21 protein-coding genes are annotated in these 21,554 nt (G+C 70.2%); 14 read left to right on the plus strand and 7 right to left on the minus strand.

Translation table 11 applies throughout. The features are described 5' to 3' along the window. The first annotated feature begins 23 nt into the window (after window positions 1–23). From ISG29_RS08760 to ISG29_RS08810, 11 genes are all read left to right on the plus strand, one after another. On the plus strand, window positions 24–1,232 hold the full coding sequence (locus ISG29_RS08760; protein ID WP_194503039.1) for an amidohydrolase: 1,209 nt from the start codon (window positions 24–26) through the stop codon (window positions 1,230–1,232). A gap of 85 nt (window positions 1,233–1,317) precedes the next feature. Next, complete coding sequence (locus ISG29_RS08765; RefSeq protein ID WP_194503040.1) at window positions 1,318–2,397, plus strand: hypothetical protein; 1,080 nt, start codon at window positions 1,318–1,320, stop codon at window positions 2,395–2,397. Beyond that, window positions 2,397–3,035 carry a hypothetical protein gene (locus ISG29_RS08770; RefSeq protein WP_194503041.1) on the plus strand — a complete coding sequence of 213 codons (639 nt, stop codon included), beginning with the start codon at window positions 2,397–2,399 and terminating at the stop codon, window positions 3,033–3,035. Before ISG29_RS08765 ends, ISG29_RS08770 begins: the two co-directional genes overlap by 1 nt. 136 nt (window positions 3,036–3,171) lie before the next feature. After that, entirely contained in the window at window positions 3,172–4,266 is a 1,095-nt protein-coding gene (locus ISG29_RS08775; RefSeq protein ID WP_328828493.1) for a BMP family lipoprotein, read from the plus strand. A gap of 97 nt (window positions 4,267–4,363) precedes the next feature. After that, window positions 4,364–5,899 (plus strand): ABC transporter ATP-binding protein, encoded by a 1,536-nt coding sequence (locus ISG29_RS21580; protein ID WP_328828495.1) that lies wholly within the window; start codon window positions 4,364–4,366, stop codon window positions 5,897–5,899. Next, window positions 5,899–6,990 carry an ABC transporter permease gene (locus ISG29_RS08785; RefSeq protein ID WP_194503042.1) on the plus strand — a complete coding sequence of 364 codons (1,092 nt, stop codon included), beginning with the start codon at window positions 5,899–5,901 and terminating at the stop codon, window positions 6,988–6,990. Before ISG29_RS21580 ends, ISG29_RS08785 begins: the two co-directional genes overlap by 1 nt. Continuing rightward, window positions 6,987–8,354: an ABC transporter permease gene (locus ISG29_RS08790; RefSeq protein WP_194503043.1), complete on the plus strand. Its 1,368-nt coding sequence runs from the start codon at window positions 6,987–6,989 to the stop codon at window positions 8,352–8,354. The genes ISG29_RS08785 and ISG29_RS08790 overlap by 4 nt, the downstream gene beginning before the upstream one ends. Before the next feature lies 1 nt (window position 8,355). Next, a complete protein-coding gene (locus tag ISG29_RS08795) occupies window positions 8,356–8,781 on the plus strand; it encodes a cytidine deaminase (protein ID WP_194503044.1) in 426 nt (141 codons plus the stop codon). Further along, window positions 8,753–9,931 (plus strand): cytochrome P450, encoded by a 1,179-nt coding sequence (locus ISG29_RS08800; RefSeq protein ID WP_194503045.1) that lies wholly within the window; start codon window positions 8,753–8,755, stop codon window positions 9,929–9,931. The genes ISG29_RS08795 and ISG29_RS08800 overlap by 29 nt, the downstream gene beginning before the upstream one ends. 40 nt (window positions 9,932–9,971) lie before the next feature. Then, window positions 9,972–11,261, plus strand: a complete 1,290-nt coding sequence (locus tag ISG29_RS08805) for a thymidine phosphorylase (RefSeq protein ID WP_194503046.1) — start codon at window positions 9,972–9,974, stop codon at window positions 11,259–11,261. A 1-nt stretch (window position 11,262) separates the two neighbouring features. Further along, window positions 11,263–12,120 carry an ATP-grasp domain-containing protein gene (locus tag ISG29_RS08810; protein ID WP_194503047.1) on the plus strand — a complete coding sequence of 286 codons (858 nt, stop codon included), beginning with the start codon at window positions 11,263–11,265 and terminating at the stop codon, window positions 12,118–12,120. Here the strand turns inward: ISG29_RS08810 and ISG29_RS08815 are convergent. Continuing rightward, complete coding sequence (locus ISG29_RS08815; protein ID WP_194503048.1) at window positions 12,110–12,565, minus strand: MaoC family dehydratase; 456 nt, start codon at window positions 12,563–12,565, stop codon at window positions 12,110–12,112. The two genes, ISG29_RS08810 and ISG29_RS08815, sit on opposite strands and share 11 nt — an antisense overlap. Window positions 12,566–12,616: 51 nt before the next feature. On the opposite strand from ISG29_RS08815, the gene ISG29_RS08820 reads away from it, so the two are divergent. Both ISG29_RS08820 and ISG29_RS08825 read left to right on the plus strand, forming a co-directional pair. Beyond that, window positions 12,617–13,741, plus strand: coding sequence for an adenosine deaminase (locus ISG29_RS08820; protein WP_194503049.1), 1,125 nt, complete (start codon window positions 12,617–12,619; stop codon window positions 13,739–13,741). Window positions 13,742–13,797: 56 nt separating this feature from the next. Next, a complete protein-coding gene (locus tag ISG29_RS08825) occupies window positions 13,798–14,220 on the plus strand; it encodes a hypothetical protein (RefSeq protein WP_194503050.1) in 423 nt (140 codons plus the stop codon). 177 nt (window positions 14,221–14,397) lie between these two features. On the opposite strand, the gene ISG29_RS08830 is transcribed toward ISG29_RS08825, so the two are convergent. The 4 genes from ISG29_RS08830 to deoC form a co-directional block, all read right to left on the minus strand. Then, the gene (locus ISG29_RS08830; RefSeq protein WP_194503051.1) at window positions 14,398–15,474 is read right to left on the minus strand and encodes a hypothetical protein; all 1,077 of its coding nucleotides are present in this window, start codon (window positions 15,472–15,474) and stop codon (window positions 14,398–14,400) included. Window positions 15,475–15,707: 233 nt separating this feature from the next. Beyond that, complete coding sequence (locus ISG29_RS08835) at window positions 15,708–17,135, minus strand: HNH endonuclease signature motif containing protein (protein WP_194503052.1); 1,428 nt, start codon at window positions 17,133–17,135, stop codon at window positions 15,708–15,710. Window positions 17,136–17,221: 86 nt separating this feature from the next. Continuing rightward, window positions 17,222–17,773, minus strand: coding sequence for a uridine kinase family protein (locus tag ISG29_RS08840; protein ID WP_194503053.1), 552 nt, complete (start codon window positions 17,771–17,773; stop codon window positions 17,222–17,224). Next, complete coding sequence (gene deoC / locus ISG29_RS08845; RefSeq protein WP_194503054.1) at window positions 17,773–18,474, minus strand: deoxyribose-phosphate aldolase; 702 nt, start codon at window positions 18,472–18,474, stop codon at window positions 17,773–17,775. Before deoC ends, ISG29_RS08840 begins: the two co-directional genes overlap by 1 nt. 41 nt (window positions 18,475–18,515) lie before the next feature. Between deoC and ISG29_RS08850 the strand changes: the two genes are divergently transcribed. Then, window positions 18,516–19,175, plus strand: coding sequence for a hypothetical protein (locus tag ISG29_RS08850; RefSeq protein WP_194503055.1), 660 nt, complete (start codon window positions 18,516–18,518; stop codon window positions 19,173–19,175). Here the strand turns inward: ISG29_RS08850 and ISG29_RS08855 are convergent. Together ISG29_RS08855 and ISG29_RS08860 are read right to left on the minus strand one after the other, a co-directional pair. Continuing rightward, window positions 19,172–20,857 carry a phospho-sugar mutase gene (locus tag ISG29_RS08855; protein ID WP_328828503.1) on the minus strand — a complete coding sequence of 562 codons (1,686 nt, stop codon included), beginning with the start codon at window positions 20,855–20,857 and terminating at the stop codon, window positions 19,172–19,174. The genes ISG29_RS08850 and ISG29_RS08855 overlap by 4 nt on opposite strands. A gap of 24 nt (window positions 20,858–20,881) precedes the next feature. Then, a complete protein-coding gene (locus ISG29_RS08860; RefSeq protein WP_194503056.1) occupies window positions 20,882–21,535 on the minus strand; it encodes a hypothetical protein in 654 nt (217 codons plus the stop codon). Window positions 21,536–21,554: the final 19 nt, after the last annotated feature.

Genomic DNA, 21,554 nt, shown 5'->3' on the forward strand with positions numbered 1-21,554 from the left:
AGCCGCCTAGAATCTGCACCGTCATGACCATCGAACCCGCGCCGTCCACCGCCGGCGAGAGCTGGGACGACGCCCTGCGCCACGAGGTCGAGCGAGTCTCGCCGCGCCTGGTGGAGCTGCGCCGCGACCTGCACACCCACCCCGAGCTCTCGTGGGGCGAGGCGCGGACCACCGATCTGCTCGCGTCGGCGGTCGATGATCTGGGCTGGCGGGTGACCCGGATGCCGCGCAGCGGCTTCGTGGCCGAGCTCGGGCACGGCGGCCGGGTGGTGGCGCTGCGGTCGGACATCGACGCGCTGCCGGTCTCGGAGACCGCCGACCTGCCCTGGCGCAGCACCGTGCCGGGGGTGGCGCACGCCTGCGGGCACGATGTGCACGCCGCCTGCCTCGTCGGGGCCGCCCATGCCCTGGGCGCCCTGCACGCGTCAGGCGATCTGCCCGGCACGGTGCGACTGTTCTTCCAGCCGGCCGAGGAGGTCATGCCCGGCGGGGCGCTGCACCTGATCGGCAACGGCGTGCTCGACGACGTCGACCGGGTCTTCGGGCTGCACTGCGACCCCACGGTCGACGTCGGGCACGCCGGCCTGCGGCTGGGCTCGCTCACCAGCGCGGCCGACCTCGTGGAGGTCCGGCTCTCCGGGCCGGGCGGGCACACCTCGCGGCCGCACCGCACCGGCGATCTGACCTTCGCCCTGGCGACCGTGGCCAAGGAGCTGCCTGCCGTGGTCTCGCGGCGCATGGATCCGCGCGCCGGCGCCTCGGTCGTGTGGGGCATGCTCAGCGCCGGGGCGGCGCCCAACGTCATCCCGGAGCGTGGTGTGCTGGCCGGCACGGTGCGCATCTTGGACGCCGTCGCCTGGGCCGACTGCGAGAAGCTGGTGCGCGAGGTCGTGACCGAGCTCGTGCGGCCCTACGGGGTCGCCGCCGAGATCGAGTACACCCGGGGCGTGCCGCCGGTGGTGACGGACGCCGAGTCGTTCCGGCTGCTGGAGGAGTCCGTGGCCGCCGTCCTCGGCCCGGACGGACAGGTGCCCGCGCCGCAGAGTCTCGGGGGAGAGGACTTCGGGTGGTACCTCGACCAGGTGCCCGGCGGGATGATCCGGCTGGGCACCCGCACCCCGGGGGGCACCACCTACGACCTGCACCGCGGTGACCTGATCGTCGACGAGGCGGCCATCGGCATCGGCGCCCGGCTGCTGGCCGAGGCCGCGTTGCGGGCGCTACGCGCCTGACACATCTACTGACTGGGCAGGACATTGCCGGGAAGAAGTCGACGGAACCGCGTTTGGGCGGCCCGAGTGCGGGCAAGGTGAGTTCGTGCTTTCTCTCATGCTGCGCACCGCTGCGACCTCTGTTGCTGCCCTGGGAGTCACCCTCCTAGCTGGCCCGGCCGCCTTCGCAGGCGGCGTGGGCGGTGGGTCGGGCGAGGGGCCCTCGTACACCGCCGGCGCCTCGCACGTGACGCTCTCTGGCGACTACAGCCCTGCCAAGCAGGCGAGCGTGGCCTCACCGGCGCCGTTGTGCTGGTGGGAGCCGATCGACTGGAGCACCGATCTCGACGTCACCGACCCCCAAGCGGTCAAGAAGTACTGGGACGAGGAGATCCGGCCCTGGCTGACCGGCCACGCGGCCGAAGGTCAACTGGCTGTGCACTACGAGAGGTTTCAAGAGGCCATCCGTGCTGTGAAGAAGGGCCAGGACATCACCTGGTACCAGCTCGAGGTCGACGAGAGCCAACTCCACGTCACCGGTTCCGACAGTGACCCGACCCAGGCTGCGGGCTACAACGAGGCCCGCGCCCTCGACGCTGCGGGCTGCGGCAGCGGCACCCAGCCGGGTCGGTACGGGCCCATCCTGGTGACCATGGACTGGTTCGTGACCGGCACCCAACCCGATCCCGTGGTCAAGCCCGAGGCGCTGGCCGAGTACGCCTACGAGGTGATGGACCTCGTCGAACCCACCCTGGACTGGAATCCGCGCATCGGGGCCCTCAACGAGGCCTCGCTGGTGAACCTGCCCACCTGGCTCTGGGTGGACCAGCCGCAGGCCGTCGGGGTCCGCAGCGTCACGGCGACGGCCGGTCCGGTCTCGGCCACCGTGACGGCGAGGACCGACGGCGTCTCGATCACCTCTCCGGCGGGCACCACCGAGTGCGGCATCGACGCCGCTCGGACCGCCTACACGCGCAACGCCTCCGAGGCTGATGCGTGCACGCTGTCGTTCGACCGAGCCTCACGCGGCTACCCCGCCGGCTTCCCGGTCGAGGCTCGGACTGCCTGGACCGCGCAGTGGACCTCGAACGTCGGCGAATCCGGCTCGCTCGCCGCCAAGTCCGTGGGTCGCACCACCGACATCCCCGTGGCCGAGAGCGAGAGCCTCGTCACGAGCGTCGGCTGATGTGGCAGCGACATGCGGCGGGGCTCCGGGGTGCCATCGTCCTTGTCGTCGCGGCCTTTCTGCTGAGTGCCTGCGGCGGAGGTGACGGGCCCGAGCCGACGCTGGATCTGGACGGATCCAGCAGCGCCGCTGCGACTCGGACGCCGGAACCCACTGAGGCTGCGGAGTCCCAGGGGCCGATTCCGGAGGAACCGGTCGAGAACAAGATCCTGCGAGGCAGCTCGGTGGCCGAGGGGGCTGAGCAGCTCGCGATCGAAGACGTGTACTACGACTTCTGGTCCGAGCGGCTACACATGTTCCACACGCTCAAGGTCGACCGGGACTACTGGTACTCCCTGGCCACGGGCGATGCGGCACAGGGTCCGATCGACTATGTCGAGCAGTTGAAGAAGACAGGACTTCGCGTGGACGGTGGCGCCATCATCGCGATCAACCGGCTCACCGTGAAGGGCGACAACGCCACCGTCGTCAGTTGCATCCGCAACACCAGCCGCGAGGTCGACCGCAAGACCGGCGCAAGCACCGAGATCCCGACCATGAAGTTCCGCTCCAAGGAGACCCTGGAGCGCACCGGGCCGGACTGGCGAGTGGCCACCACGATCAACCTTCCCGGCAATCAACCGTGCGACTACCGCTGAGCGCCAGATCACCACACGGTAACGCTTTGATGATGGGGGTCCGTCGCGCTCGCGACCGGCCGGCAACACCCCCTAGGGTGCCAACCGGCGCCTGCTGACGAGAGCGGCGCCATGGACTCACGATGAGGGGACAAGGGTGCGCAAGCTCCGCAACATCGGCCTGATGATGGCCGCTGGAACCCTGGTGCTGACCGCGTGCGGCGGTTCCGGCAGCAGCGATGACACGGCCTCGGGCGACGCCTCGGCGGCCAGCAATGACGTGTGCAAGACCGCCGACGGCGACGGGCCCAAGATCGGCCTCGCGTACGACGTGGGTGGCCGTGGCGACAAGTCGTTCAACGACTCGGCCTACGCAGGCATCGAGAAGGCCGTCGACGAGCTCGACGCGACCTGCTCCGAGGCCGAGGCTCAGCCGAACGAGAGCGACACCGAGCGTGAGGAGCGTCTCCGGGCGCTCGCCGATGCCGGCTTCAACCCCGTGATCGGCGTGGGGTTCTCGTACTCGCCGGCAGCTGCCGCGGTCGCCAAGGACTACCCCGACACCTACTTCGCGGTGGTCGACGGCTACGCCACCGCCCTGGCGCAGGACAGCAACCTCATCGACCTCTCCTTCGCCGCCAACCAGGGCTCCTATCTGGTCGGTGTCGCTGCCGCGCTGAAGTCGGAGTCCGGCAAGATCGGATTCATCGGTGGCAACAACGGCAACCTGATCCGCAACTTCGAGGTCGGCTACGTGGCCGGTGCCAAGGCTGTGGACCCCAAGATCGATGTCGACGTCCAGTACCTGACCCGCGACCAGAACGACGGCGAGACCGCGTTCGCCAACCCCGCTGGCGCGAAGACGGCCGCTGAGGGCATGATCGAGAAGGGCGTCGACGTCATCTTCCACGCCGCGGGCAAGTCCGGTAACGGTCTGTTCGAGGCCGTGGCTGACGCTCCCGAGGGTGTCTGGGCCATCGGCGTCGACTCCGACCAGTACCTCAGCGCCTCTGCCGACGAGCAGTCGCACATCCTGACCTCGATGCTCAAGCGCGTCGACACCGGTGTCTTCGACTTCTCCAAGTCGGTGGCTGACGGCAACGTCGACGGACCGGTCGTGACCTACGACCTCTCCGACGACGGCGTCGGGTACTCCACGTCGGGCGGATTCCTCGATGACGTGAAGGACGAGATCGACGGCTACGCCGACAAGATCAAGTCCGGAGACGTCAAGGTGCCCAGCGCCTCCTGACGCCGCTCTCGGGCGTGCAAGTCCCGGTGGCCCGGGCGATGCGAGTAGCGTCGTCCGGGCCACCGCACGTCTCAACCGTCCCAGCCAGGAGCAGTACGTGAGCAGGTCAGGAGCCGAGGTGCCCACCGCCCCCGCCATCCGCGTCCAAGGCATCGGCAAGAGCTTTCCCGGAGTCGTGGCGAACCACGACGTGACGTTCGAGGTCGCGGCGGGCAGCATCCACGCTCTCGTGGGCGAGAACGGCGCCGGCAAGTCGACGCTGATGAAGATCCTCTACGGCGTCCAGGCTCCCGACACGGGCTCGATGGAGGTCGACGGGCAGCCGTTCGCGCCGAAGTCGCCGTCCGATGCCATCGCGCGCGGAATCGGCATGGTCTTCCAGCACTTCCAGCTCGCCGACAACCTCACGGTCCTCGAGAACGTCGTGTTGGGCGCCGAGAAGCTGTACGGCATCGGCTCCTCGGCTCGGGCGCGGATCAACCAGCTCAGTGAGGCCTACGGGTTCGCACTCGACCCCGACGTGCCCGTCCGCGGCCTGGGCGTGGGTGCCCGACAGCGAGTAGAGATCCTCAAGGTGCTCTACCGCGGTGCCCGCATCATCATCCTCGACGAGCCCACGGCGGTGCTGGTGCCGCAAGAGGTCGATGCTCTCTTCGCGAATCTGCGCGAGCTCCAGCGGGAGGGCCACACCCTGATCTTCATCTCGCACAAGCTCGACGAGGTGCTCGGCGCAGCCGACGACATCACCGTGATGCGGCGCGGGACCACGGTGGATTCGGTGAAGCCTGCCCACGTGACCGCGCGGCAGCTCGCCGAGCTGATGGTCGGCTCCGAGTTGCCCTCGCCGCAGAACGACGAGCCCACCGTCACCGACCGGGTGGTGGTCAGTCTGCGCGACGTCCAGGTGCGAGACGGTGATCGGGCAGTGCTGGACGTCGACTCGCTCGACATCCACGCAGGCGAGGTAGTCGGCATCGCAGGGGTGGAGGGCAACGGTCAGACCGAGCTGGTCGAGGCGATCGTCGGCATGATCCCGGCGTCCGGCTCGGTACTGCTCGAAGGGCAGCAGCTCGCCGGACTCAGCGTCAGCCGTCGGCGCGCCCTGGGCATCGGGGTGATCCCGGAGGACCGGCACCGGCACGGGTTGCTACTCGACTCGCCCTTGTGGGAGAACCGGATCCTCGGACACCAGACCCGTCCGCCGGCGACCCGCGGGTTCTGGTTGGCGCCGGCCGCGGCGAAAGCCGACAGCCGCCGCATCATCGCCGACTACGACGTGCGTACGCCGTCGGAGAGCACCTCTGCCGGTGCGCTGTCGGGTGGCAACCAGCAGAAGTTCATCGTCGGCCGTGAGATGAGCGGCGCCCCTCGACTCCTCGTCGCGGCGCACCCCACGCGGGGTGTCGACGTGGGTGCCCAGGCGGCCATCTGGGGACACATCCGCGCGGCCAGCCGCGAGGGACTCGCGGTGCTGCTCATCTCCGCCGACCTCGACGAGCTCATCGGGCTCTCCGACTCCATCCGAGTGATCCTGCGCGGTCGCCTCTCCGAGACCTTCGACCCTGCGCACGTGACGGCCTCCGAGCTCGGCTCGGCCATGACCGGCGCATCAACCACGAGCCGAGGAATCTGATGGACCTGCTTCGTCGCGTCGCCCTCTCGCTGGCGACCCCGGTGCTGGCGCTGGTGGCGGCGGCGCTGGTGACCACCGCACTGCTCGCCCTCGTCGGAGAGGACGTCGGTGGCTTCTGGAGTGTCATGTCGACCCCGCCGAACGCCCGCCAGCAGGTGAACATCATCAACGCCGGCTCGGCGCTGTACCTCTCCGGTGTCGCCGCTGCCATCGGCTTCCGCATGAACCTCTTCAACATCGGCGTCGAGGGCCAGTACGGACTGGCTGCCTTCATGGCCGCCTGGTTCGCGGGAGGTGGTCTCGTCAGCGGCCCCCTCAACACCGTGCTGGCGGTGCTCATCGCGATGGTCACCGGAGCCTTGTGGGCCGGGATCGCGGGAGTCTTGAAGGTGACGCGCGGTGTGAGCGAGGTGATCGGCACCATCATGCTCAACGCGATCTCGGGCTTGCTCGTCTCCTATCTGTTGGCCAAGTACGGCACCAACATCGGGGTTTCGCAGACCACCACACCCATGCCGGAGAGCAGCCGGATCCCGGAGGTGGGAATCATCCCCGGTGCCTCGTCGGGGATCGACGGGCTCGCGTTCCTGGCCGTGGTCGTCGGTGTCGCCTACTGGGTCGTGCTCACCTACACCCGCTTCGGGTTCTCGCTCCGCGCCGCTGGTGCCTCGGAGACGGCGGCGGCAGCGGCTGGCATCGACGTACGCAGGATGGCGCTCGTGGCCATGCTGGCCTCAGGAGCCATCGCCGGCCTCATCGCGATGCCGAGCCTCTTCTCCGACACCTTCGCCTACGGCACCGGTTTCCAGCCCGGGCTCGGGTTCACGGGAATCGCCGTCGCCCTCTTGGGGCGCAACCATCCGGGCGGCATCGTGTTCGGTGCGGCGATCTTCGCCTATCTCGTCGACCGGGGTACCCAGTTGAACGTGCTCGCGGGCATCTCCCCGGAGATCGTCTCTGTCACCCAGGGCATCATCGTGCTCTCGGTGGTGGTGGCGTACGCGATCGTCCAGCGGTATCGCACTCGGTCCGAACAGGCATCCGTGGCGCGACGCTCCTCCGCCACGAGCGCGAAGGAGGTGCTCGCGTGACGTGGGAGGGCCTGCCCGGCGCGGTGCGCTGGATGCTCGTGGCAGCCGCCGGACTCGTGGTGGTCTCGTTGGTGCGCATCGCCTCGGGGGCGAGCGACATCGACTCCAGCGGCGCCTTGCGGGCCGCGCTCATCTCGACCGTTCCGATCGCGCTCGCCGGCCTGGGCGGGCTCTGGTCGGAGCGTGCGGGAGTGGTGAACATCGGTCTCGAGGGCATGTTGCTGGCCGGTGCTCTGGGTGCCGGCGTGTGCACCTACCACTACGGCATCGTCGCGGGTCTGCTCGGTGGCATCGCCTTCGGCGCCATCGGCGGCCTCGTGCATGCCGTCGCGACGGTCTTGATCGGCGTCGACCACATCGTCTCCGGTGTGGCGATCAACATCATCTCCGCGGGACTGTGCGCCTTCTTGGCCAGCGTCTTCTTCGCAGACCTCCCCAACGGCGGGCCGACACAGTCGCCTCCGCTCAACAGTCCACCGACGATCACGATCGGCCCGCTCGTCGACGCCAGCCGTGACGTCGAGCGGCACGGATGGTTCGTGCTCTCCGATCTCGCCGGCATCGTGGGCGCGCTGACCCGGAGTCTGTCGCTTGTCACGGTCTTGGCGCTGCTGCTCTTCGTGCTCTCCTTCGTGGTGCTGTGGTGGACGCCGTTCGGCCTCCGGTTGCGCTCGGTGGGCGAGTCGCCCTCGGCGGCTGAGTCCCTGGGCGTGAACGTGTACCTCTACAAGGTCATCGCCGTCGTCATCTCCGGTGGTCTCGCCGGCCTGGCCGGCGCGTACTTGGCGCTGGTGGCGTCGTCCGGCTACCAGAACGGGATGAGCAACGGCATCGGCTACATCGGCCTGGCCGCGATGATCTTCGGCAACTGGCGACCCCTGGGCCTGCTGATGGGGGCGCTCATCTTCGGATACACCACCGCGCTGCAGTTGCGCGGCGGCACCGAATCCCTGCACGCCCTGCTGTTGGTGATCGGGCTGTTCTTGCTCGCCGTGTCGGTCACGATGGTGGTGCGCGATCGCGTGCCGGCTGCGGCAGCTCCCGCGGCGCTCGGCGTGATCGCCGTCCTGTTCCTCGCCTACGTGCTGACCGACGCCGCCGCGCTCCTGGTGGGCTTGGCGGCGCTCGCCCTGGCGGCAGCCGCGGCCCTCGGCCTGGCTCGCGCGATCAGTGTGCGCGGGGCGGTGTCGCTGGTGCTGGGGGGCGTGTTCACGCTCTGGTACGCGACCACCGACACCATCGCCGCCAACTTCGCGGGCATGGCGCCCTACGTGGCCACCTTGTTCGTGCTGGCCTACGCGGCCCAGTCGCTGCGGATGCCGGCGGCCGACGGACTCATCTACCGTCGCGGCAGTACGGGCTGACATGGCCGAGACCGATCCCGAGATCGACCCCGAGATCGATTGGACGGGGCTGCGAGCCGAGGCCGAGCAGGCCCGGCTACGCGCCTACGCGCCGTACTCCGCCTACGGCGTGGGCGCCGCGGCCCTCGCCGAGGACGGTCGCCTGGTGACCGGCTGCAACGTGGAGAACGCCGCCTACGGCGTGGGGCTGTGTGCCGAGTGCGGACTCGTGAGCCAGCTGCACCTCACCGGTGGCGGGCGGCTCACGCGGTTCGTCTGCGTGGGCGGCCGGGTGGGGGCAGAGGCGGAGCTCGTCATGCCGTGCGGCCGGTGCCGCCAGCTGCTCTGGGAGAACGGCGGTGCGTCGTTGCTGCTGTTGACGCCTGCGGGTGAGCGATCGATGAGCGAGGTGCTGCCCGATGCCTTCGGTGCCGACGACCTCGCTTGATCTCACCGATCCCGCGTTCGCGGGGGATCCCTACCCGGTGCTCGCGGCCGAGCGCCAGCGCCACGACGTGGCGTGGCACGAGGGTTGGGACGACGGGCGCGGCGCCGCGGTCGCCTTCTCGCATGCGGCTGTGGCAGCCGCCCAGCGCGACCGGCGGCTGGGCCGCGTGTGGCGCGACCGGGAGCCGGCCGATGCGCTGGCGCCGTTCAACCTGCTGCACCGCCACCAGATGATGGAGAACGAGCCGCCCGAGCACACCCGGCTGCGGCGTCCGGTGGCGGCAGCGTTCAATCGCGGTCACGTCGACCGGCTGCGCCCACGGGTGCAGGCCCTGGCGAGCGACCTGCTCGACGCCGTCGACCCCGCGGGGTTCGACGTGCTGGCCGAGTACGCCGAGCCGCTGCCGGTGCTGGTGATCGCCGAACTGCTGGGCGTGCCGCTGCGTCACGTCGATGACCTACGTCGGTGGTCACAGGCGATCGTGCGGATGTACGAACCCTCGCCCGGCGCCGCGGTCGAGGCGGCGGCGGTCGCGGCCGCGACCGACTTCGCTGCTCTCGTGCGCGACCTCGTGGCCCTGCGGCGGCGTCGTCCGGCGGAGGATCTGATCAGCCAGCTCGCCGACACCGACCTCAGCGACGACGAGATCGTCGCCTCGGTGGTGCTGTTGCTCAACGCCGGGCACGAGGCCTCGGTCAACGTGTTCGGCAACGGGCTGGTGGCGATGCTGCGCCGTGGGCTCGCGCCGGCGGACGACGTGGCCCTGACCGTCGAGGAGATGCTGCGCTTCGACTCCGCCCTCCAGCTCTTCGAGCGGACGGCGACTGAACCGCTGACGCTCGGGTCGCCGTCCTCGTCGGTCGAGGTGGAGCCGGGGCAGAAGGTCGTGCTGCTGCTCGGCTCGGCCAACCGGGACGCGACCGTGTTCGAGGATGCCGACACCTTCGACCCCGCGCGCAAGGTCAACCCACACCTGGCCTTCGGGGCCGGCGTGCACTTCTGTCTCGGCGCCCCTCTGGCGCGCATGGAGCTGGCCGAGTCGGTGGCGGCGATGTGGCAGCGGTTCCCCGGTCTTCGGCTGGCGGGGGAGCCGGCCCACCGCGGCACGTTCGTGCTGCGGGGGTTCCGTAGGGTGCGCGTGCAGGCATGACCTGTGCAGACATGTGGTGCGAGAGGGCGAGGAGCAGTCGGTGAGTGAGCGGCACGACGCGGTCGAGGTGATCGCGGCCAAGCGCGACGGGGGAGCGCTGAGCGACTCCCAGATCGACTGGGTCGTCGACGCCTACACCCGTGGGATGGTGGCCGACGAGCAGATGTCGGCCCTCGCGATGGCGATCCTGCTGCGCGGCATGGACCGCCGCGAGATCGCACGCTGGACCGACGCCATGATCGCCTCGGGCGAGCGGATGGACTTCTCGACGCTCTCGCGGCCGACGGCCGACAAGCACTCCACCGGCGGTGTGGGCGACAAGATCACGTTGCCCCTCGCACCGCTCGTTGCGGCGTGCGGTGTGGCGGTGCCGCAGCTCTCCGGTCGCGGGCTCGGCCACACCGGCGGCACCCTCGACAAGCTCGAGGCGATCCCCGGCTGGCGAGCCGCGTTGTCGAACGAGGAGATGCTGGCGCAGCTCGACGACATCGGCGCCGTCATCTGCGCGGCCGGGTCGGGGCTTGCTCCGGCCGACAAGAAGCTCTACGCGCTGCGCGACGTGACCGGCACCGTCGAGGCGATCCCGCTCATCGCGAGCTCGATCATGAGCAAGAAGATCGCCGAGGGCACGGGCACGCTGGTGCTCGACGTGAAGGTCGGCACGGGCGCGTTCATGAAGACCGAGGCGTTGGCGCGCGAGCTGGCCGAGACCATGGTGGCGCTCGGCACCGGGGCGGGTGTGCGCACCACCGCGCTGCTCACCGACATGTCGACGCCCCTCGGGCTCACCGCCGGCAACGCACTCGAGGTGCGCGAGTCGGTCGAGGTGCTGGCCGGCGGGGGCCCCGACGACGTCGTCGAGCTGACTCTCGCCCTGGCGCGCGAGATGCTCGCCGGCGCTGGACGAGGCGACGTCGACCCGGCCGACACGCTGGCCGACGGGTCGGCCATGGACACCTGGCGGGCCATGATCGCGGCTCAGGGCGGCGACGCCGACGCGGCGCTGCCGACGGCGCGTCACACGCAGGTCGTGCCGGCTCCGAGCACCGGTGTGCTGGGGCGGCTCGACGCGATGGCCGTCGGTCTCGCGGCGTGGCGGCTGGGCGCGGGCCGGGCGGCGCCGGGGGAGAGTGTGCAGGCCGGTGCCGGGGTCGAGATGCACGCCAAGCCCGGTGCCACGGTGACAGCGGGGGAACCGCTGCTCACCTTGCACACCGACGACGAGTGGCGCTTCGAGCGGGCGCTCGCGGCTCTCGAGGGCGGCTACGACGTGGCTGCTCCCGGTGCCACGGTCGACACCTCGCCGCTCGTGATCGACCGGATCGGCTGAGGTGGCCCTTCCGCGGGTGCTGCTCGCCACCTTCGGCCTGATGCCGGACGGCGAGCCCGGCGGTGTCCTCGTCGTCGAGGCGTTGGCGCGACGCGGGGTGAGCGCGGCGTGGGCGCGGTGGGACGACCCGTCGGTGCCGTGGGAGCGGGCCGACCTGGTGGCCGTCCGCTCGACGTGGGACTACCAGCGGCGGCTCGTGGAGTTCTTCACGTGGGCGCGAGGCCTCGGCGTTCCCGTGCTCAACGGCGTCGGCGCCTTCGAGTGGAACCACGACAAGCGCTACCTGCTGGCGCTCGCCGACGACGTGCCGGTGGTGCCGTCGATGCTGCTGGCCGATCCGCGGTTGCGCGCGGGGTTGTCGCGGGCGGTGGCCCGCTGGGGTGAGCTCGTGGTGAAGCCGACGGTCGGAGCCGGGGGTACGGGTCTGCTGCGGGTCACGGGGCCGGAGGATCCCGAGCTCATGGGACTCACGCCGGGGCCGTGGCTGGCGCAGCCGGTGGTGGAGTCGATCGGCACTCGGGGCGAGTCGTCGGTGGTCGTGTTGGACGGTGCGGTGGTGGTACAGATCGACAAGCTGCCCGCACCCGGTGAGCTGCGGGTGCACGAGGAGCGTGGCGGCACGAGTCGCGCGGTCGATGTCGACCCGGCCTGCCGCGATCTCGCGCTGGCCGCCGTGGCGGCGTCCGAGCGGCTCCTCGGTCACCGGCTCGACTACGCCCGCGTGGACCTGCTCGAGATCGACGGTGCGCTGGTGGTCGGCGAGGTCGAGCTGATCGAGCCCGGCCTCTACCTCGACCTCGTGCCCGAGCTGGCCGAGCCCTTCGCCGACCTGGTGGTCGCCCGGCTGGCTACTCGCTGAGCAGCAGGACGACGCTCTCGGCGACGCACGCGGGCTTGGCCTCGCCCTCGATCTCGATGGTGGTCCGGATCGTGGCCTGCTTGCCGGCCGGCAGGTCGGTGACCTCGCCCAGCGTGACGTGCGCCCGGAGCCGCTTGCCGACGAGCACCGGGTGGGGGAACCGGACCTTGTTGACGCCGTAGTTCAGCTTCGCGCCGGGTGTCTCGAAGGCGAACACCTTGCTGCCCAGCCACGGGATGAGGGAGAGCGTGAGGTAGCCGTGGGCGATGGTGCCGCCGAAGGGACCGGCCGCAGCGCGCTCGGCGTCGACGTGGATCCACTGGTGGTCGTTCGTGGCGTCGGCGAAGGTGTCGACCCGCTGCTGGTCGATCTCGATCCACTCGCTGGTGCCGAGCTCCTCTCCTGCCGCGGCCGAGACGTCGTCGAACGAGCTGAACACCCGCATGTGATCTCCCTGGGGTCGGTCGGTGGAGGGCGCGGTGGTTGGATGGCGCCCATGAGTGCCGCGAGCGAACCTACCGTTCCGACACCGGCGCAGGTGCGCCGTGCCCCCAAGGTCGTGCTCCACGACCACCTCGATGGTGGTCTGCGCCCGGCCACGGTGCTCGAGCTGGCCGCCGAGTGTGGGCACGAGCTGCCGCCCGGCAGCACCGAGCGGGGTGCCGAGTCGCTGGCGGACTGGTTCGCTACGGCGGCCGACTCGGGTTCGCTGGAGCGCTACCTGGAGACGTTCGCGCACACCGTGGCCGTCATGCAGACCGCACCGGCGCTGCGTCGCGTGGCTCGCGAGTTCGTCGAGGATCTCCTCGACGACGGGGTGGTGTACGCCGAGGTGCGCTACGCCCCGGAGCTGTTCGTCGAGCAGGGACTCAGTCTCGACGACGTCGTCGCCGCCGTGCAGGAGGGTTTCGACGAGGCGGTGGCCGCGGCAGAGAGGGGGATCGTCGTCCGGCAGTTGTTGACCGCCATGCGGCACCAGGCGCGCTCGCGCGAGATCGCCGAGCTGGCGGTGGCCTGGCGCGACAGGGGGGTCGCCGGATTCGATATCGCGGGCGCCGAGGCGGGCAACCCTCCGACCCGACACCTGGACGCCTTCGACTACCTGCGCCGCGAGAACGCGCACTTCACGATCCACGCCGGCGAGGCGTTCGGGCTGCCGTCGATCTGGGAGGCGCTCCAGTGGTGCGGGGCCGACCGGCTCGGGCACGGGGTGCGCATCATCGACGACATCACCGTGGCCGAGGACGGCTCGGTCACGCTGGGCCGGCTGGCGGCGTATGTGCGGGACAAGCGGATCCCGCTGGAACTGTGCCCGGCCAGCAATGTGCAGACCGGGGCGGTCGCCTCGATCGCCGAGCACCCGATCGGGCTGCTCAACGACCTGCGCTTCCGGGTCACCGTCAACACCGACAACCGGCTGATGAGCCGCACCTCGATGACAGCCGAGATGTGCTCGCTGGTCGAGGCGTTCGGCTGGACGCTCGCCGACCTGCGCCGGGTCACGGTGAACGCGATGAAGTCGGCGTTCCTGCCCTTCGACGAGCGGCTCGCGCTCATCGACGAGGTCGTCAAGCCGGGCTATGCCGCCTTGGACCCCACGTTGGACGACGCCGTGCGCTAGGGCGACGCCCTGGGTCCGTTCATCTGCGGCTCATCTTGGCCGCGTACGTTCGAGACGTGCTGATCACCAACCATGTCGTGTCCGGCGCGATCATCGGCTCCGTGGCCCCCGGACCGTCGTCCGCCTTCGTCGCGGGCCTGGCCTCGCACTTCGCCCTCGACTCGCTGCCGCACTGGGGTGAGCGCCGGATCTTCCTCCAGGTCGCGGTCGTCGACGGGCTTGTCGGCCTGGCCGCGATGGGCGCGCTCGCCCGGCTCGCACCCGCCTCGCGTCGGGGGCGGGTGGTCGCCGGCATGCTCGGCGCCTGTGCCCCGGACGCCGACAAGCCGAGCACGCTGTTCTTCGGCCGCTCCCCGTACCCCAGGGTCGTCGACGACTGGCACATCAGCATCCAGAACGAGTCGCCGCGCCGGCTGCCGCAGGAGGTCGTCGTCGCCGGGCTCGGGGCGCTGGTGGCGCGGCGATTGCTGCGGCGGTAGTGGTCTGTGGTTGAGGCGGGCAGAGCAGAAAGAGGAACCTCGCTAGTCGTTAATGCTTCCTCGTCGAAGCGGGTGCAGCACCATCGCCTTCCCGACCTGGGTTGCTCGGCGGCGCACGCTTGGGCAACCCGAGCAATCTTTAGGACGCGCCCTTGCCGACCGAGCGTGGCCAGTCGCTCAGTCCATTCCGAGAGCCCTTCTGTCCGCCTCCGAGAAGTACCAGTCCGCGGCTAGCCAGTCCTCACTCAGGTGATCGGTGTTGAGTTGCCATGCTTCGGTCAACGGGAACGTGCCGAAATGATCATTGACCAGGCTGGTTCGGAAGATGGGTGCGGGTCCTACAATCCAGCTGCCATCGGCTCGGACTGCTGCGTCGAAGGTCCATCGCATGAGCCTTCCGGTGCTGGAGCTGTTCCAAGAGCGCTTGTTGAAGAACACGTCATAGGCGGCCTGCTCGATACGGTACAAATGTCGCTCTACGTCAGAGTCATATGCGATTCGCTGACTCTTCGTCAGGTCAGCATGTGTCGACGGGTGTCGCAGTTCGACTACCCAATCCCGCACTTCGCTTCGGCTGTACCCCAGGTTCCAGCCTGGATAGGACTGCAGGAATGAGGTCAGAGGGCCGACGAGGGAACCTCCCGCACAACCGAAACCGTTTTCCAGCACGCGAAAGAGCTCGTGAAGTTTCGGAATGCCATGTCCGGCTCGCAGCGCGGCACCCAGCAGGGTCACGCCGTCAAGGCGGTCGCTCAGAACGTGTGCCAGGTCGATCGCACGCCCGAGGCCTTGGCCGTGGAACGGCGGGGCTGGCTTCCATCCGGGCAGGATGATCCGCTTCGTCGCACGTACTACCGCTGCTTCTTCTTCGGACTCAGCAGACACTATGAGATACGGCCTAGGTGACGTCAGCGTCCATTGTGTTTCACCTAAGACTCCGATTATCGAGGCCATCTCAGAAAGTGCTCTTTCTGCCGCTTCGCGGGGTTCATTTGGAAGGCGAATCTGCAACGAGTCAACGACGTCGAATCTCGTTTCGATCTCTGCATGGAGCAAGATTTGGGTCGGCTCGGAAGTTGGAGCCTTGCGTGGGGTTACGAATGTCATGCCCGCATCGTCGGGTCGCCGCGTGGCGTCGGCGCCTTGAACGTTGTTGATGGCGACGTCAACGCCTTCGCTCGTGGTGTACCCCCATGTCTCGACGCGAGGGACTGGGACCTCGAAGGTGAGCATCGCGTAGCGGTGAAGACGCATGAGTACACCTATTCCCCTAAATCGCAGCGGACGCGGATGCATCGTACGGAGGGACGGCAGGCGAACCCGAGGCCGCGCAGCGGCCCTTGACTTGAAGTAGCAACGAAACTCGCGGGGCGGGTCAGGTCACATTAGCGACGTGACAACAACCTGACGTCGCGTTGACTAGGGAGGTGACAGTTCCTCGTCGCGGGCGGCGAAGAGCATGCGCCACGGGGCAGGACGATCTTCAGTCAGGTGAGGTGTTCGGTGCCGTCAGGGTCGACCAGGAAGGTCCGGCCGTGAGGTGAGTTCCAGAGATAGAGCCCGGGACGGATGCGTCGGTAGCGCCAGCGTCTCTCCGATCGCCCCGTTTGGCGACTGGGTGACGGGTGGGTCTTGGCACGGTGGTGGGTCCGGCACAGCGGGGCGAGCGTCTCGGTGCTGGTCTGGCCGGGTGGGCCGCCCTCGGACATGGGCGCGTATTCGTCGATGTGGTCGAGGTCGGCTCGCATCGCTGACCATTGGCAGAAGGGGAAGGCGCAGGTCTGGCGCTGCTCCTTGACCCGGAAGGCGATGCGGTCGGGGACCTCGTAGGCGTCGACCGCGACGGTCTCGGTGAGATCGACGACCGGCTTCACAACCACCTTCGTGTCGGGGTTGCCGGCCCAGGCCGCGACCTGCTCCGCCGTCACGGTCGCGCGGTGCGAGCCCTGCTCGGTGGAGACGCGGGCGAGGTGGATGCCCAGGGCGCCGGTGGCGGGGTCGAGAACTGGTGCGCCAGAGACGGCCTCGCTCGAGAGGCGCACGTGGAGCACGAGCTGCCGGGCAGGCACCGTGGTGGGCTTCGCCGTCGCCGCTGTGCCGGTCAGGTCGAGCATCGTCTGGTTCCTCGCGAGCTGCCCCAACGCAGCCGCACGGCGCTCACCGAGCTCGAGGGGTGAGCCGAGGGCGTACTGCTCCGCAGCGAGATTCCGTAGAGCCAGGTCGAGGTCCTCGGCATCAGCCCGGTCCAACAGTCCGTCGAGCCGCACGAGGCCGTCGAACGCACACATCGCGCCCTGGCCGGGCTGGTCGAGCTCGATCGTGACGTGCCGGTGGGCGTGGGCGTCGGCGAGGTCGGCCTCAGCGGTCTCGGGTTCGTAGCGGGCGATCGCGTCCGCGACGAGACCGTCCAGGGCCCGCAGGCCGGTCTTGTGTGCGATGGGTGCGATCATCCGGTCCACGAACCCAGCAGCCTCAGGCCCGAGGCGCATGGTCTCCTCGGCGATACGACGTGCCCGCCACGGCGCCACCCGCCCCGAAGTCATGGCCTCCCACAGCAGTGGGAGGCGGAAGCGGGTCTCCATCACCGCCCCCACGAACGCCCGACCCGACGCATCCGATCGCCCCAGGGCGGTGGCGAGCTCGATGACCGCGAACTCCGCCACCAGCGGCGTCCCCGGGCCACCGGCACCGATGAGGCGGTCACCACCCTCGACCTCATAGGCGGCCAGCAACTCCTCGGTCACGACGCCCAGCGGGCCACCGGCGACACAGTCCGGCACATGACCCTCGGCGTGCGCGGCACACCACTCCGCGGCCGCCTCCCAGAGCCGCGTCTCGGCGGACTGGGCTTCGCGTTGCGCCGACACCGCAACACTCAACAGCCCTGAGGACTGAGGTGCAGGAGCCGGCGTCATGACCAGATTCTAGTCGAACACCAGTTCTATCGGAAGGTCCGACAGCGAACTGTGGAGAAGATGTTGCCCTGCCCTCAGTGGGTGCCTCACCGGAGGCGGGCGACGACCTGGCCGGGAGTGAGCGGAGTGCAGCCGTGCGACACGGCGTCCTGCACCACCGCACCCTGAGCGCGGGCGAGAGCCAGGCCGCGTCGCACCAGCAGGGCAGGAGGTTTGCGATGCTCACGCAGGTCGCGCGCGAGTCGCAGCCAGAACGTGACGAACGCGGTGCGACGTACGCAGAAGGCGCCGGCGAGCAGGCCGGCGTCCTGCATGGGGGCGACGACGAGCGGCGCGAAGATGCCCTCGGCCACGAACCGGTCGTGCCCGCCGAGGTCGAAGGTCTGCCAGCCCGTGCGCGCGCTGGCGCCGATGTCGTAGACCGGCACCTCGGCGCGACCCTCCCGACACAAGGCGAGCAGGCAGGTGACGGCGTCGTCGAGCAGCCAGGAGTCGGGGTGGTCCCAGTCGACCGAGGTGTCGCCGTCGCGGTAGAAGTCGTCGAGTCGTAGGACCGGCAGGCCGAGGCGGGCCGCGAGGCGGGACTTGCCGGAGCCCGAGGGCCCGGCCAGCACGACGACCCGGGCGGGTCCGGGCATCAGTAGTCCGAGCTGGCCGGGGCGTCGTCCTCGAGCAGTGCACGCGAGCCCGAGACGCCCAGACGAGTCGCGCCGGCCGCCATCATCGTGCGGGCGTGCGCCATGGTGCGGACGCCGCCGGAGGCCTTGACCTGCACGCCGGGTCCGACGGTCTGCGCCATGAGCCGGACGGCGTGCTCGCTCGCGCCACCGCTGGGGTGGAAGCCGGTGGAGGTCTTCACGAAGTCGGCCCCGGCCGCGGCGGCTGCGCGGCACGCGCCGACGATCTCGTCGTCGGTGAGGGCGGCAGACTCGATGATCACCTTGAGCACGGCCGGGGCCGGCACGGCGGCGCGCACGGCGGCGACGTCGGCCTCGACGTCGTCGAAGCGGCCCTCCTTGACGGCGCCGATGTCGATGACCATGTCGATCTCGTCGGCGCCGAGTCGCACCGACTCCGCCGCCTCTGCGGCCTTGACGGCGGAGGTGTGCTTGCCGCTCGGGAACCCGCACACCACCGCAAGCTTCAGCCCTTCGGGCAACACCAGCGGCAGCATCGACGGCGACACGCACACCGAGTACGTGCCGAGGTCGAGCGCCTCGGCGACGAGATCGGCGACCTGGTCGCGGGTGGCCTCCGGCTTGAGGAGAGTGTGGTCGATGATGCGCGCGACGGCGGTGCTGCTGGGCGAGGAACTGGCGGCGGGGCTGGGATCGGTCACCGGGCCAGGATAGGGATCGAGCGCCCACTACTCTCAATCCCATGCGAGGCCCCCAGCCACAAGACGGCATCACGCGCTTCGCGCCCACCAGCGGTCGGGTCACGGGCATCCTCGGACTGCTTATCTGCGCCGTGACGATCGTGGCAGCGCTGGTCGGCGAGCGCACCGTGACCTCCTTCGCCTTCGCGGCGGGATGTCTCCTGGCGGCCGCCCTGGTGTGGACCACGCTGCTCAGGCCTCGCCTGTGGGTCGAGCACGGCGTGCTGGTGCTGCGCAACCCCTTCAGTACCGTGCGCATCCCGCTCGCGGCGATCCGCTCGGTGGTGGTGCGGCAGGTGTTCGCTGCCCACGTCGGTGGGGACCGCTACGTGAACGCCTCCATCGGGCGCTCGCGGCAGAAGGCCGTCATGGGCTCCAGCGCGGCGCTTCAGCAGGTCCGCGGAGGTCTCTGGGGCGGCGCTCTCGGAGGTGACCGCATGTGGGGGTCGGGCTCCGACGAGGGTGGCCTGGAGTTCGCCACGTACGTCGAGGAGGAGCTGGGCCGACAGATCGACGCAGACCTGCGCGCGCGCGGCATCAGGGCGCGCTCGCCCGAGCAGGCGGCGCTGGCGGAGCAGGTCGCACGCGAGCGAGCCTGGCCGTCCGTTGCGGCCGTGGTCGTGCCCGCGCTCGCGCTGGTCGTGCTGCTCCTGCTGCGCTAGAGCCCCAGGGCCAGACCGAGGTCGGAGCGGATCGCGTCGAGGCGAGTGGCGGCAGAGATGCGGGCGGCCTCGACGGCGTCGACCCGGTCGGTGACGCCCGCCTCCACGGGGACGACGACCTCGAGATAGCACTTGAGCTTCGGCTCGGTGCCGCTCGGGCGCACGACGACGCGCGCCCCGTCGGCGAGCGAGAAGCGGAGCCCGTCGGTGGGAGGCAGGTCGGCCGACCCCCGCGCGAGGTCGTCGACGCGGGCTACGTCGAGGCCCCCGAGCGTGGCGGGCGGCGATGCTCGCAGGCGTTCCATGGCGTCGCCGATGAGGGTGAGGTCGTCGACACGCACGCTGAGCTGGTCCGTGGCGTGCAGACCGTGCTCGCGTGCGAGGTCGTCGAGCAGGTCGAGCAGGGTGCGCCCCTCGGCCCTGAGTGACGCGGCGAGCTCGCACAGCAGCAGCGCGGCGGAGACGCCGTCCTTGTCGCGCACGTGCTCGGGGTCGCAGCAGTAGCCGAGGGCCTCCTCGTAGCCGAAGGCGAGACCGTCGACGCGCCCGATCCACTTGAAACCCGTGAGCGTCTCGGCGAAGGACTGTCCGGCGGCCGCGGCGACCTTGCCGAGCAGGGAGGAGGAGACGATGGTCGTGGCGAAGGTGCCCCGCGTTCCCCGTTGCAGAAGATGCGTGGCCAGCAGCACGCCGACCTCGTCTCCGCGCAGCATCCGCCACCCGGTCGGGGTCGGGACGGCAGCGGCGCAACGGTCGGCGTCGGGGTCGTTGGCGACCACCAGGTCGGCGGAGGCCTCGTCGGCGAGCGCGAGCGCGAGGTCGAGGGCGCCGTCCTCCTCGGGGTTCGGGAAGGAGACGGTGGGGAAGTCGGGGTCGGGTGCCTCCTGTGCGGCGACGACCGACACGCTGTCGAACCCCGCCGTCTCGAGCACCCGGGTCAGGGTGTCGGCGCCCACGCCGTGCAGGGGCGTGTAGGCGATGCGCAAATCGCGCGGACCGTCGTCGACCAGGGCCGCGACGGTGTCGGCGTACCGGTCGACCAGCGCCTCGTCGACGCGCCGAGACGTCGTGGCCCGGGGCAGGTCGGCCACCGTGCCCACGGCAGCGATGGCCGCGGCGATCTCGGTGTCGGCGGGCGGGACGATCTGGCTACCGTCGCCGAGGTAGACCTTGTAGCCGTTGTCCTGCGGCGGGTTGTGGCTGGCGGTCACCATCACGCCTGCGGCGCAGCCCAGTTCGCGGACCGCGTAGGCGAGCACCGGGGTCGGTAGGGGGCGCGGCAGCAGGTGCACCGTGAGTCCGGCGCCGGCGAGGATCTCGGCGGTGTCGAGCGCGAACCTCTCGGAGTTGTGCCGAGCGTCGTAGCCGACGACCACGCTGCCCCCGCCCAGGTAGGCGGCCAGCCCCGCCGCCGCGCGGGCCACCACCACCCGGTTCATCCGGTTCGGCCCGGGGCCCAGCCGCCCGCGCAGCCCGGCAGTACCGAACTCCAAGACACCGGAGAAGCAGTCGGCGAGCTCGGCCGCGGCCGCCGCGTCGCCCGCTGCGGAGCGATCGACGAGGCTGCTCAGCTCGGCGCGGGTGGCGGGGTCGGGGTCGTCGTCGAGCCAGCCCCGTGCGGAGTCGATGACGGAGTCGATGAGGGAGTCGATGAGGGCGGAGTCCAGGTCGTTCGGTGACACGCGGTCACCGTAGCCGGAGTGCCGTCAGGAGCAGGAGGCGCGCGCGATCTCGTCGAAGCGCGAGGAGATGGTCTCCTCGGCGCCGGTGTCCTCGCGGGTGTAGGTGAGGTCGACGGAATCGACCCTCGCCGGCGTCGTGACGGTGGCCCGGGCGTACCAGTAGTAGCGGCCGGGCTCGATGACGCGATCGGTGAGGGGCTTGCGATCGGCCCAGCCGAGATACTTCTGCGTGCGCTTCGGCGGTGCGGTGCCCTGCCAGGCGCCCGTCGTCGTCGGCACCTTCACCGGCGCCGGGGAGAGCAGGGTGCCGGTGACCTTCACACCGGTGCCCTGCGGCTCCAGCGAGGTGACCGTGATCGGGGTGCTGACCCGCAACACCTCCCAGGCGATGAGCTGGGTGCGCGCCGGCAGCTCGGTGCAGGAGTTGCCGGCGTCGGCGGCGTTGCTGGTGGTGGCGGCGGTGCGCTCGGCCGGTGGCTTCGACGATGCGGGCTCGGTGGGCTCGGTGGACTCGGTGGGAGCCGACGTCGACACGGACGGCGAGGTCGGGGTCGCGCTGCTCGGCGGGGTAGGGTCGGCCGTGGTCGAGCTGTCGCTGCACGCCGTCAGCAGGGTGCTCGAGAGCCCCAGAGCCCCGATGAGCGCGCCTGCCCTTACGCGCCGAAACGAGTTGTTCACGCGGTGATCATCCCCGATC

Source organism: Nocardioides acrostichi (assembly GCF_015319165.1).
Taxonomy (GTDB): Bacteria; Actinomycetota; Actinomycetes; order Propionibacteriales; family Nocardioidaceae; genus Nocardioides; species Nocardioides acrostichi.